The organism is Bradyrhizobium guangdongense (assembly GCF_004114975.1).
In the GTDB taxonomy this organism is placed as follows: Bacteria; Pseudomonadota; Alphaproteobacteria; order Rhizobiales; family Xanthobacteraceae; genus Bradyrhizobium; species Bradyrhizobium guangdongense.
In genome coordinates, this window is record NZ_CP030051.1 from 28,319 (window position 1) to 40,400 (window position 12,082).

The following is a 12,082-nucleotide window of genomic DNA, read 5'->3' on the forward strand; positions in this document are numbered from 1 at the left end:
AGGCGCGCAGTGTCGCGCGCCTTCCCGGCAACGGATAACCTCGTGCCCGAAAGCCATCGGCTTGAACGGCACGAGGCGAGGAAGGTTCGAGGAGATGAACTTGGCGCACGATCTTGCAGACAAGGCCGAAAGCTACGTTTGCGGCATCTCGGACATGCCGCTGCTCGGCGACACCATCGGCCGCAGTCTCGACCGTGCGGCACGGCGCTGGGGTGATCGCGAGGCACTGGTCTCGCCCAGCCACAGCGTGCGATGGACCTGGACGGAATTCGCCGAGCGCGTCGATGCGCTGGCAGCAGGCTTTCTTGCGCTTGGACTCGCGCGAGGCGAGCGGATCGGCATCTGGTCGCTGAATCGGCCGGAATGGACGCTGACCCAGTTCGCAGCCGCCAAGGCCGGCCTGATCCTGGTGACGATCAACCCCGCCTATCGACTCAGCGAGCTGGAGTTCGCGCTGAAGAAGGTCGGCTGCGCGGCGATCGTCACCGCGACGGCCTTCAAGACCAGCCAGTACATGGAAATGCTCAACACGCTGCTGCCGGAGCTGAAGAGCGCCACGCCCGGACAGTTGCGGGCAGCCCGGCTGCCCGCCTTGCGGATGGTGATCCAGATCGGCGGTCCGGCCGCAGCAGGCACGATCCCGTTCGAGGACGTCGCGCGCATGGGCAAAACCGAGCATCGCGAGGAGCTTGCAACGCTCGGCGCTGCGCTTCAGTTCGACGATCCCGTCAACATCCAGTTCACCAGCGGCACCACGGGATCACCAAAAGGCGTGACGCTGACGCACCACAACATCCTCAACAACGGCTACTTCACCGGACGCGCGATGCGCCTGACGGAAGCGGATCGCATCTGCATCCCGGTGCCGCTCTATCATTGCTTCGGCATGGTGATGGGCAATCTCGCATCCGTCACCCTCGGCGCGACCATGGTCTATCCCGGCGAGGGCTTTGACCCGCTCGCGACGCTGCGCGCGATCGAGCAGGAAAAATGCACGACGCTGTACGGCGTGCCGACCATGTTCATCGCCGAGCTCGATCACCCCGAGTTCAAGACGTTCAACCTGGCATCACTGCGTACAGGCATCATGGCCGGCGCGCCCTGCCCGATCGAGGTGATGAGGCGCGTTAACACCGAGATGAACATGCGCGAGGTCACGATCGCCTATGGCATGACCGAGACCAGCCCGGTCAGCTTCCAGAGCGCGACCGACGATCCGCTCGAGCGGCGCGTCTCCACCGTCGGGCGGGTTCATCCGCATGTCGAGGTGAAGATCGTCGATCTCGAGGGGCGGATCGTCAAGCGTGGCGAACGCGGCGAGCTCTGCACCCGCGGCTACAGCGTCATGCTGGGCTATTGGGAGGAGAAGGAGAAGACCGCCGACGTGCTCGATTCCGCTGGATGGATGCATACCGGCGACCTCGCCGTCATCGACGACGAGGGCTATTGCAACATCGTCGGCCGCATCAAGGACATGGTGATCCGCGGCGGCGAGAACCTCTACCCGCGCGAGATCGAGGAGTTTCTGTACCGTCACCCCAAGATCCAGGATGTGCAGATCTTCGGCGTGGCCGACACCCGCTATGGCGAGGAGCTCTGTGCCTGGATCCGGGTCAGGCCTGGCGAGACACTGACCGCGGAGGAGATCCGCGCCTTCTGCGACGGCCAGATCGCCCACAACAAGATCCCGCGCTACGTGGAATTCGTCGACGAATTCCCGATGACCGTGACCGGAAAGATCCAGAAATTCGTGATGCGGGACGCGGTCGAGCAGCGGCTGGGGTTGAGGGCCGCAAAGACGGCGTGAGGTGCTGACGCCCCCCACAACGGCTGTCATTCCCCGCAAAAGCTGGGAATCCACTACGCCGCGGCCTCTCGATTTAACAACTAACGTCTCTGGAATACTGGGTCGCCCGGTCAAGCCGGGCGACGACAGCGGAGTGTGACGCGCGCACCTGCGTCAGGCCATCAGCAGAGCCTTAAACCGTCAGCCCGCGCTGCTGGGCCAGCTCCTTCAGCGACACGAGCGGGCGCGCGCCGATGTGCTGGATCACTTCGGCCGCGGCAAGCGCGCCGAGTTCGCCGCACTGCTTGTGCGAGAGGTCGCGCGAAAGGCCGTACAGGAAGCCTGCGGCGAACAGATCGCCGGCGCCGGTGGTGTCGACCAGTTGCGAGATCGGCGAAGCGGGAGCCGCAACAGCATCCGTCGGCGTCACCACCACGCAGCCCTTTTCGCTGCGGGTCACCACGCCGAGCCTGACGTCGTTGCGCAATTGCTTGAGCGCGGTGTCGAAGTCGGAGGTCTCGTAGAGCGAGTGCAGCTCTGACTCGTTGGCGAACACGATGTCGGCGGTGCCGTTCCGCATCAATCCCAGGAATTCGTCGCGGTAGCGACCGACGCAGAAGGAGTCCGACAGCGTCAGCGCCACCTTGCGGCCGGCCTCGTGGGCGATCTTGGACGCCTTGAGGAAGGCTTCCTTTGCGCCCGGCGGATCCCAGAGATAGCCTTCGAGATAGACGATCTTGGCGGCGGCAATCTCGGCCGGATCGATATCGGCCGGCGACAGGTCCTGCGCTGCGCCGAGATAGGTGTTCATGGTGCGCTCGCCGTCGCCCGTGACCAGGATGTAGGAGCAGCCGGTGGCGGGGCCGTCCTTCGCAGCCGGCGTGTTGAAGGCGACGCCGGCGGCGCGGATATCGTGGACATAGAGCTTGCCGATCTGGTCGTCCTTGACCTTGCCGACATAGGCCGCACGCGCGCCGAAGCTGCCGATGCCGACGATGGTGTTGGCGGCCGAGCCGCCCGAGACTTCCGTCGCCGGGCCCATGTCGGCGTAGATGGCGGCGGCCCGCGCCTCGTCGATCAGGGACATGCTGCCCTTGGCCATGCCATGCTTGACCAAAAAGGCTTCATCGGTCCGGACCAGCACGTCGAACAGCGCGTTGCCGATACCGAGAACGTCATATTTCACGTCAGCCATTCACCTTGATCCTGCTTGGCGGATTGCGAACCTTACGGAAATCCGCTTCCTGTCGGCTTGAAATCTGGCCCGCGGCCTATCACGACCGGCCCTACGCGGGCAAGCAACGGTATTATGCACGCGCAATGATCCGCTCCTTCCTGACCGTCTCGACGGGAACACTGGCCTCGCGCCTCCTGGGCTTTGCCCGCGATTCCCTGATCGCGGCGCTGCTCGGCACCGGCGCCGTGGCGGATGCATTTCTCGCCGCCTTCCAGCTTGTCAACGTGGTGCGGCGGCTGCTCAGTGAAGGAGCCCTCAATGCGGCGCTGATCCCGGCCTGGCTGCGCGTTCGTGATCGTGATGGCGCGGAGGCCGCTTCTGCCTTTGCGGGGCGCGTGCTCGGCACGGTCAGCGCGACGCTGATCGTGATCTCGAGCGGAATCGCTGTTTTGATGCCGCTGATCATCATGATCATCGCGCCGGGCTTCGTCGGGAGCAGTACGCTCGATCTTGCCGTCCAGAACGCGCGGCTGATGCTGCCTTATCTCGCCTTTGCCGGCCCGGTCACGGTGCTGATGGGATTGCTGAATGCGCAAGGGAGATTCGCGCTCACCGCGTTCTCGCCGCTGCTGTTCAATATCGCGCTGATCGCGGCCATCGGCGCGCTGCTGCTATGGCGGACCGATGCGGCGCTCGCCGCGTGGACGCTCGCTGCGACCGTCGGCGTCGCCGGCCTGCTGCAACTCGTGATGCTGGGGTCGCAGCGAAGCGCGCGCCTCGCGACACCGTTGCGCGCAAGCTTCGACAAGGAGATGCGCGGCTTCTTCGCCAAGGCCATCCCCGGCATGATCGCAAGTTCGGGCCCACAATGGCTGATGGTCGCGGGCGCGATCATCGCCTCCGCAACACCGTCGGCCGTGTCCTGGCTCTATTTCGCCAACCGCCTGATCGAGCTGCCGCTCGGCATTGTCGGCGTCGCCATGGGCACGGTGCTGGTGCCGGAGCTGACGCGTGCAGTCGGGAGCGGCGACCCCGAGGCGGTTGCGCATGCGGAATCGCGTGCGCTGGAGCTTGCGATCGGGCTCGCGCTGCCCGCCACGCTTGGCCTCGCCGTGCTCGCCGAGCCGATCGTGCGGCTGCTGTTCGAACATGGCGCCTTCGGCGCCGAGGACAGCGCGGCGACCGCGCATGCGCTGATGTGGCTGGCGCTGGGCCTGCCGGCGCATGTGTTGATCAAGGCGCTGTCGCCCGCCTTCTATGCCCGCAGCGACACGATGACGCCGCTGCTTGCAACGGCCAAGGGCTTTGTGGTTGCGGTCGTGCTCGCCGTGCTGCTCGGTCACGTCTTCGGCGCGAGCGGGATCGCCGCGAGCATCGCGGCCGGCGCCTGGAGCAGTGCGGCCTCGCTGCTTCGGAAAGGCACCAGCGAATTCGGTTTCTCGATCGATGCGACGGCACGCGCCCGGCTGCCACGGATCGTGCTGGCGGCCGCCGCCATGGGCGCCCTGCTCTGGCTGACGGCGGGTCTCGTCCCTGCCGAGGCCCACGGGTTCATCCGCTTCATCGTGCTGGGCCTGCAGATCACCGCCGGCATTGCCGTTTACGGCATGCTCCTGCAAGTCCTCGGAGCAGCTTCCTGGCGCGAGGCTGTTGCCGCCCTGAAGCGGTCCGCCTGACGAATTGCCCTTGACGGAGCAGCGCCGCTGTTGGAAACGACGGCCGGCGACCTCTCAGGAAGACTGACCATGCCATTCGTTGAACGGGTTTTTTCGGGCGTCCAGCCGACGGGCAATCTGCACCTCGGCAATTACCTCGGCGCCATCGTCAACTTCGTGAAGATGCAGCAAACCCATAACTGCATCTATTGCGTCGTCGATATGCACGCGATCACGCAGGGCGTCGACGTCTGGGGCGGGCCGACCGAGCTCGCGCGCGTCACCCGCGAGGTGACCGCGGCGTTCATCGCCAGCGGCATCGATCCGAAGAAGCACATCGTGTTCAACCAGAGTCAGGTCTCCGGCCACGCCGAGCTCACCTGGATCTTCAACTGCGTTGCGCGCCTGGGCTGGCTGAACCGCATGACCCAGTTCAAGGAGAAGGCCGGCAAGGATCGCGAGAACGTCTCGGTCGGGCTCTACGACTATCCCGTGCTGATGGCCGCCGACATCCTGCTCTACCGCGCCACCCACGTTCCCGTGGGCGAGGACCAGAAGCAGCATCTCGAGCTCTCGCGCGACATCGCCCAGAAGTTCAACAACGATTTCGGCGACTCGATCCGCAGCCACGGCTTCAATGATGGTCTGTTCTTCCCGCTGCCGGAACCCTTCATCACCGGCCCGGCGACCCGCGTGATGAGCTTGCGCGACGGCACAAAGAAGATGTCGAAGTCGGATCCGTCAGACAATTCGCGCATCAATCTGACCGACGACGCCGACACCATCGCGCAGAAGATCCGTAAGGCAAAGACCGATCCGGAGCCGCTTCCGAGCGAAGAGAAGGGCCTGGAGGCGCGCCCCGAAGCCGACAATCTCGTCGGCATCTTCGCGGCACTCTCCGACCGTTCAAAGGCGGACGTGCTGCGCGATTTCGGCGGCGGCCAGTTCTCCAGCTTCAAGAACGCGCTGGCGGAGCTGTGCGTCACCAAGCTGGCGCCGATCGCCGGCGAAATGAAGCGCCTGGTCGCCGATCCCGGTCATATCGACGCGATCCTGAACGACGGTTCCGACCGGGCCCGTGCCATCGCTGACGAGACCATGACGCTCTCGAAGGACATCGTCGGCTTCATCCGCCGGCGTTGAACTCCAACTGCGTAGATGTGTCTCTTCTAGGCACGGCTCACCAGAAGTCCGTCATTGCCCGGGCTTGTCCCGGCCATGACGGTGCGATGTTATTTCGCCGCCTTAACCCTCTGAAATAACTGCGAAATGGCCGTCTTCCCCCTTGACCGTGCGTTCCCCGTCGCCATCTGCTAGGGAATAGCGCACGCGCCGGCCTTGAACCGGCGACGTCTGGAGAAAGCCATGTTCATTCAAACCGAAGCCACCCCCAATCCCGCCACGCTGAAGTTCATCCCCGGCCGCGTCGTGTCCGATGGCAGCCCGATGGAATTTTCGAGCCGCGAAGCTGCCGGCCGTTCGCCGCTCGCGGAAAGACTGTTCGAGGTGCCCGGCGTCACCGGCGTGTTCTACGGATCGGATTTCATCACCGTGACCAAAGCGAGCGGTGAATGGCAGCAGCTCAAGCCCGCGATTCTCGGCGCCATCATGGAGCACTACATGTCCGGCGCGCCGCTGCTCGCCGACGGCGCAGCGCAAGCCGATGTCGATCTCGACGACGAGGACGAGTTCTTCGACGAGGCCGATGCCGAGACGGTCGACATGATCAAGGATCTGATCGAGACGCGCGTGCGTCCGGCAGTCGCCAATGACGGGGGCGACATCACCTTCCGCGGTTTCAAGGACGGCATCGTCTATCTCAACATGAAGGGCGCCTGCTCGGGCTGCCCGTCCTCGACCGCGACGCTCCAGCACGGTATCCAGAACCTGCTCAAGCACTTCGTACCCGACGTGGTCGAAGTCCGGCCCATGTAATCAGGCGCCGTAGCAACCATTAAGTCGCCCCCGATGGCCTTGATGGTGACGCCGCGCTTGCGCCCATCAAGGCGTGGCTTGGCAGCAGCTGATGTAAGGCGGGAGCAGAGCGACGGCCAGCCTTGACGGCCGCCGCGCGCGGCGTCTTTGTTGCGGCAGGTCGGGACGAAGAAACGGTCGCCTAGTCGAACAAAGAAACGGGTCAGGCGGCGGGCCGCTTGGCGAGTTGAGGCAGCTCTGCCACCCAGGGAGTTCCGCGGGCGACGACGGCGTTGATCGTGACGAGCAGCTTTCTGGCGCAGGCGATGAGCGCGCATTTGTGGCCTTTGCCGGCGGCGATCAGGCGGGCGTACAGAGCCTTGAGCTGCGGATTCCAGCGGAAGGATGCCGCAAGGGCCGCGGTGTAGAGCGCCCGGCGCAGGCGTTCGCGGCCACCCTCGATGTGACGGGCGCCGGCGCGATTGCCGCTGTCGTCGTCGTAAGGCGCCAGCCCGCCGAGAGCTGCAGCGGGCCCACGCGTGATGTTGCCGACCTCGGGCATCCTGACCAGGACGGCAACCGCGGTCGGCAGGCCGCAGCCGGCGACGCTATAGATCAGATCGAGCCGTGCGGCCAGATCAGGGTGCTTGCGGATCGTCGCCAGCAGCGCTTTGAGTTCAGCTCGTTTGGACTTGGTCAGGAGCGCGATCTGCGCCTTCCAAACCCCTTGAATCCGCGTGTCGCGGCAACTCTCAAGCCGGTTCTTCAGTCTTGCGATGTCCTCCGTGATCTGGTCGATCATCGTCAGATGCTCGGCAAAGGGCTGCAGACGCGGATCCGGAGCGGGATGGATCGTTTTGACCGCAGCAGTGCACATCGCGATCAGCGCCGCGTCGATCGTATCGTTCTTGGCCAGCAGCTGATGGAACGTGGCATAGGCACGGACCTGCTTGGGCTGAAACAGGACGACGACGAACCGCTTGCGTCGCAGCTCAGCGACGACAGCCCGCTCATAGCCTCCGCTTGCCTCGATCCCTATCCGCTTGACCTTGTGGCCCTTCAGCCACTCCACCAGCTCCTGGCGGCCTTCTACCGTATTGTCGACCTGCAATCGCTCCGAGCTGCCGTCGACCGCCACGTCGAGCTTGTCTTTGCCGGTATCGATCCCGGCACAGATCATGATATGCTTGGCCATCTTCCTCGACCCTCCCTTGTGAATGCGAACCTGAAGTTCGTTCAACCATGCGGGTCCCGCTGAAGTGCCGACCGCGATCTTGCTACGAAACGCAGCCCTTCAGGGCTTCGGTGGGCATCGATCCGATCGATCGGCGGCCCAGCTCGGGCGGCCACCCGGGCTGGGCCATTCCTCACGGAACGTGGCCATCCTAACCCGGCGCGCTAATACAAGGGTGGGCAAACGCGCACTTGCGCCGTGCTCACCATGCATTCGGAAAGGAAACGGTGGGCAAGCTTCGCTTTGCCCACCCGACGAAGTGCGGCGATATTTGGGGGCTACGAAGAGTGCGCGACGAATGGCGAATGGCATTCCGATCGGCTAGACTATTCGCTATTCGCCATCAGTCGTTCGCTTTTCCATGCTGATCCTTGCCATCGATACCGCGCTCGAGGCGTGCGCGGCCGCCGTGCTCGACACCGATGCGGGCGAGCTCCTTGCGCGGGAGCAGCTGCTGATGAAGCGCGGTCACGCCGAGGCACTGATGCCGATGATCGCGCGCGTGATGCAATCGGCCAATCTCGCCTTCACCTCGCTCGATCGCATCGCGGTCACCCTCGGTCCAGGAAGCTTCACCGGCCTGCGTGTCGGCATATCGGCCGCCCGCGGCCTCGCGCTCGCGGCGAAGCGGCCCGCCGTCGGCGTGACCACCTTGTCGGCTTACGCGGCGGCTATCATCGGCCAGAGCGGAACAGCGCCGGTAATCTCGGCGATCGATGCCCGGCACGATCATGTCTACTTCCAGATTGTCGCCGGCGACGGCAGCCAGCTGGTCCAGCCGGCCATCGCCCCGATCGACGAAGCCATCGCGACCTCGCAATTCGGCGCGCCGCATCTGGTCGGTAATGCCGCAAATATCCTGGCCGACCGCTGGCCGAAGGATGGGCCGCAACCGGTCGGAGTTGACGCGCAGCCCGCGCCCGACATCAGCTGGGTGGCCTGGCTCGGCGCCGCGGCCAATCCCGACACCAATCCGGCGCGGCCGTTCTACCTGAAAGCGCCCGACGCAAAACCGGCCGCACAGCCGCCGCTCGTCCAAGCTGCAAGCTCATGATGAGATGGCTTTCGGAATGGTGGCGCGGCGGCACCGCCTCCGTCGAGCCGGCCTCCGCGCGCGATGCGGCGCGGCTGGCGCAGCTTCACGGCCAGTCTTTCGCGCACGGCTGGGGTGAAGGCGAATTCGAGACCATGCTCATCGAGAGCAACACGCTGGTCCATCGCTTGCGCATGGGCCGCAAGACCATCGGCTTTGCGGTGTCGCGGATCGGCGCGGACGAAGCGGAAATCCTCTCGGTTGCGGTCGATCCGGCCTATCGCGGCCGCGGCCTCTCCCGCACGCTGCTGATGACCCATCTTGGCCATCTCGCCGGCCGCGGTGTGCGCACGATATTTCTTGAAGTCGAGGAGAACAACCAGCCGGCCCGACGGCTCTATGCGGGATGCGGATTCGTGGTGGTCGGGCGCCGCGAACGCTATTATAAGCAGGCCGACGGGGAACAATTGAACGCACTACTGATGCGACGTGACTTGTCGTAACATCAATCGCAGAAAGCGCCCCGTCGGGCGGACACGATATGACTGGACTTAAACCTTCTTCCGCATCCAAGGCGACCGGCATCGAGGCGCGTTGCGCCGCAACCGGAATGCGCATGACCGAGCAGCGCCGGGTCATCGCCCGCGTGCTTGCCGAAGCGGTCGATCACCCCGACGTCGAGGAATTGTACCGCCGCTGTGTCGCGGTCGACGACAAGATCTCGATCTCAACCGTGTACCGCACCGTCAAACTGTTCGAGGACGCCGGCATCATCGAACGCCACGATTTCCGCGAGGGACGCGCGCGCTACGAGCAGATGCGCGACAGCCACCACGATCACCTCATCAATCTGCGCGACGGCAAGGTGATCGAGTTCACCTCGGAGGAGATCGAAAAGCTGCAGGCGGAGATCGCCCGCAAGCTCGGCTACAAGCTGGTCGATCACCGGCTCGAGCTCTATTGCGTCCCGCTCGATGACGACAAACCGACGTCTTAAGTTGCGTGCCGATAGATCTCATTATCTTCGATTGCGACGGGGTGCTGGTGGACAGCGAGGTGATCTCCTGTCGCGCGCATGCGGATGTGCTGACGCGGCACGGTTATCCTATTACCTCGGAACAGGTGTTGGTCCGTTTCCTCGGTGTCTCCGAGAAAGACGCACGGCGGATGGTCGAACAGGAAATTGGTCGCAGTCTCCCCGACGATCTCGAAAAGCAGGTGAATGCGGCCACGCTGCAATTTTACGCCAGCGATCTGCAACCGATCACCCATGTCGCCGCCGCGATCGGGGCAATCGACTTGCCGAAATGCGTGGCATCGAGCGGTACACCCGACAAGATCCTTCACGGCCTGACCTGCGCCGGATTGTACGACCTGCTCGCTCCGCACATCTTTTCGGCGAGCCAGGTCGCACGCGGCAAACCCGCGCCCGATCTGTTCCTGTTTGCTGCCGACCAGATGAAGGTCGCGCCGGAACGGTGCATCGTGATCGAGGATAGCGTCCCCGGAGTGACCGGCGCGCACGCCGCCGGGATGACCGTGCTGGGCTTTTACGGCGGCAGCCACTGCCCGCCGGGTCACGCCGAAAGGCTGCGGGCGGCGGGCGCCAACCTGACGTTCGAGGACATGCGCCAATTGCCGGAATTGGTCCGGCAGGTCGCGGCGGACGCCCTAACGGGCTGAATCGGGTCCAAAATCTCCAAATTCAGGGCTGAAGCGGGCTGCGAGTGGCGGCAATATCCCGTATGGCCCTCCATTCGCTGGATTTTCAGCCCCTCAGCCTATATCTGAGGGCCGTCCTCCACCGCCATTTTCGGGTTCCATGACGCCGCCGCGCAAGCTGCACATCAAATCATATGGTTGCCAGATGAACGTCTACGATGCCCAGCGCATGGTGGACACGCTGGCTCCGGAAGGATTCGTGGAGACCACGAGCGCCGAGGACGCCGACCTCGTCATCCTCAACACCTGCCATATCCGCGAGAAGGCCTCCGAAAAGGTCTATTCCGAGCTCGGCCGCTTGCGCGTCGCCAAGGACGAGGCCGCGCGCGGCGGCCGGACGATGCAGATCGCGGTCGCCGGCTGCGTGGCGCAGGCGGAAGGCGAAGAGATCGTGCGCCGGGCGCCCGCGGTCGACGTCGTGGTCGGCCCGCAGAGCTATCATCACCTGCCCCAATTGTTGAAGCGCGCCGGCAGCGAAGGCCGCGCGATCGAGACCGAATTTCCCGCCGCCGACAAGTTCGGCTTCCTCGCCCAGCCCAGGCCCGACGCGATCCGCGCGCGCGGCATCTCAGCGTTCGTCACGGTGCAGGAAGGCTGCGACAAATTCTGCACTTTTTGCGTGGTGCCTTACACGCGCGGCGCTGAAGTCTCGCGGCCCGTCGCGAAGATCGTCGACGACGTGAAGCGCCTCGCCGACAACGGCGTGCGGGAGCTCACGCTGATCGGCCAGAACGTCAACGCCTATCACGGCGACGGACCCGACGGAAAAAGCTGGGGTCTTGGCCGATTGCTGGAGCATCTGGCCAAAATTCCCGGCATCGCGCGGCTGCGCTATTCGACCAGCCACCCCCGCGACGTCGATGACAGCCTGATTGAGGCCCATCGCGACCTCGATGCCTTGATGCCGTTCGTGCACCTGCCGGTGCAGTCCGGCTCCGACCGGATTCTGGCCGCCATGAACCGGAAACATACCGCCGATGATTATCGCGAGGTCATCGATCGTTTCCGTACGGCGCGCCAAGACATTGCTTTTTCATCAGATTTTATCGTCGGCTTCCCAGGCGAGAGCGAGCAAGATTTTGTCGCCACCCTCGCACTTGTCACGCAAATCGGCTACGCTGCGGCCTATTCGTTCAAATACTCCGCCCGGCCGGGAACGCCGGCTGCGGATATGCAGGAGACGGTGTCCCCCGCCGAGATGGACCAGCGATTGGAGCGGCTCCAGGAACTGATCGACAGCCAGCAATCGGCCTTCAACAAGGCTGCGATTGGCTCAACGGTCGACGTGCTGTTCGAACGTCCGGCGCGCAAGGAGGGCCAGATCGTCGGCCGCACCGCCTTCCTCCAGCCCGCGCATGTGATGGCCTCGCCCGACATCATCGGACAAATCCTGCCGGTCAGGATCGACAGCCTCGAGCGCTACAGTTTCCTCGGCGAGCTTGCCACGCCACGCAATGCGCGCGAGCCCGCTTTATCATCCATCGCCACTGGAGCCTGAACCCTTGCCAAAAAGCGCATCGGATTCGTCTTCTATCGCTCCCAGCCGCAAGTTTGACCGCGA

11 protein-coding genes are annotated in these 12,082 nt (G+C 64.4%); 9 read left to right on the forward strand and 2 right to left on the reverse strand.

Annotated elements, in window-relative coordinates; all coding sequences use genetic code 11:
- Positions 1-154: 154 nt before the first annotated feature.
- Entirely contained in the window at positions 155-1,807 is a 1,653-nt protein-coding gene (locus X265_RS00120; RefSeq protein WP_244659405.1) for an AMP-binding protein, read from the forward strand.
- Between the two features lie 172 nt (positions 1,808-1,979).
- On the opposite strand, the gene X265_RS00125 is transcribed toward X265_RS00120, so the two are convergent.
- Positions 1,980-2,981 carry an adenosine kinase gene (locus tag X265_RS00125; protein WP_128963077.1) on the reverse strand — a complete coding sequence of 334 codons (1,002 nt, stop codon included), beginning with the start codon at positions 2,979-2,981 and terminating at the stop codon, positions 1,980-1,982.
- A gap of 125 nt (positions 2,982-3,106) precedes the next feature.
- Here X265_RS00125 and murJ point away from each other — a divergent pair, with 125 nt between their 5' ends.
- The 3 genes from murJ to X265_RS00140 all read left to right on the forward strand — a co-directional run bounded on the left by murJ (position 3,107) and on the right by X265_RS00140 (position 6,553).
- On the forward strand, positions 3,107-4,639 hold the full coding sequence (gene murJ / locus X265_RS00130) for a murein biosynthesis integral membrane protein MurJ (protein ID WP_128963078.1): 1,533 nt from the start codon (positions 3,107-3,109) through the stop codon (positions 4,637-4,639).
- A gap of 69 nt (positions 4,640-4,708) precedes the next feature.
- Positions 4,709-5,761: a tryptophan--tRNA ligase gene (trpS, locus tag X265_RS00135; protein WP_128963079.1), complete on the forward strand. Its 1,053-nt coding sequence runs from the start codon at positions 4,709-4,711 to the stop codon at positions 5,759-5,761.
- Positions 5,762-5,983: 222 nt separating this feature from the next.
- Positions 5,984-6,553, forward strand: coding sequence for a NifU family protein (locus X265_RS00140; RefSeq protein ID WP_128963080.1), 570 nt, complete (start codon positions 5,984-5,986; stop codon positions 6,551-6,553).
- A gap of 202 nt (positions 6,554-6,755) precedes the next feature.
- Here X265_RS00140 and X265_RS00145 read toward each other — a convergent pair whose 3' ends face one another.
- The gene (locus X265_RS00145; protein ID WP_128963081.1) at positions 6,756-7,727 is read right to left on the reverse strand and encodes an IS110 family RNA-guided transposase; all 972 of its coding nucleotides are present in this window, start codon (positions 7,725-7,727) and stop codon (positions 6,756-6,758) included.
- Positions 7,728-8,127: 400 nt separating this feature from the next.
- Here X265_RS00145 and tsaB point away from each other — a divergent pair, with 400 nt between their 5' ends.
- From tsaB to miaB, 5 genes are all read left to right on the forward strand, one after another.
- Positions 8,128-8,820 carry a tRNA (adenosine(37)-N6)-threonylcarbamoyltransferase complex dimerization subunit type 1 TsaB gene (gene tsaB / locus X265_RS00150; RefSeq protein WP_128963082.1) on the forward strand — a complete coding sequence of 231 codons (693 nt, stop codon included), beginning with the start codon at positions 8,128-8,130 and terminating at the stop codon, positions 8,818-8,820.
- Positions 8,817-9,302 (forward strand): ribosomal protein S18-alanine N-acetyltransferase, encoded by a 486-nt coding sequence (gene rimI, locus X265_RS00155; protein ID WP_128963083.1) that lies wholly within the window; start codon positions 8,817-8,819, stop codon positions 9,300-9,302. The genes tsaB and rimI overlap by 4 nt, the downstream gene beginning before the upstream one ends.
- 38 nt (positions 9,303-9,340) lie before the next feature.
- The gene (locus X265_RS00160) at positions 9,341-9,796 is read left to right on the forward strand and encodes a Fur family transcriptional regulator (RefSeq protein WP_128963084.1); all 456 of its coding nucleotides are present in this window, start codon (positions 9,341-9,343) and stop codon (positions 9,794-9,796) included.
- 5 nt (positions 9,797-9,801) lie between these two features.
- Positions 9,802-10,482, forward strand: coding sequence for an HAD family hydrolase (locus X265_RS00165; RefSeq protein ID WP_128963085.1), 681 nt, complete (start codon positions 9,802-9,804; stop codon positions 10,480-10,482).
- Positions 10,483-10,621: 139 nt separating this feature from the next.
- On the forward strand, positions 10,622-12,019 hold the full coding sequence (gene miaB, locus X265_RS00170; protein WP_128963086.1) for a tRNA (N6-isopentenyl adenosine(37)-C2)-methylthiotransferase MiaB: 1,398 nt from the start codon (positions 10,622-10,624) through the stop codon (positions 12,017-12,019).
- The last annotated feature ends 63 nt before the right edge of the window (positions 12,020-12,082 follow it).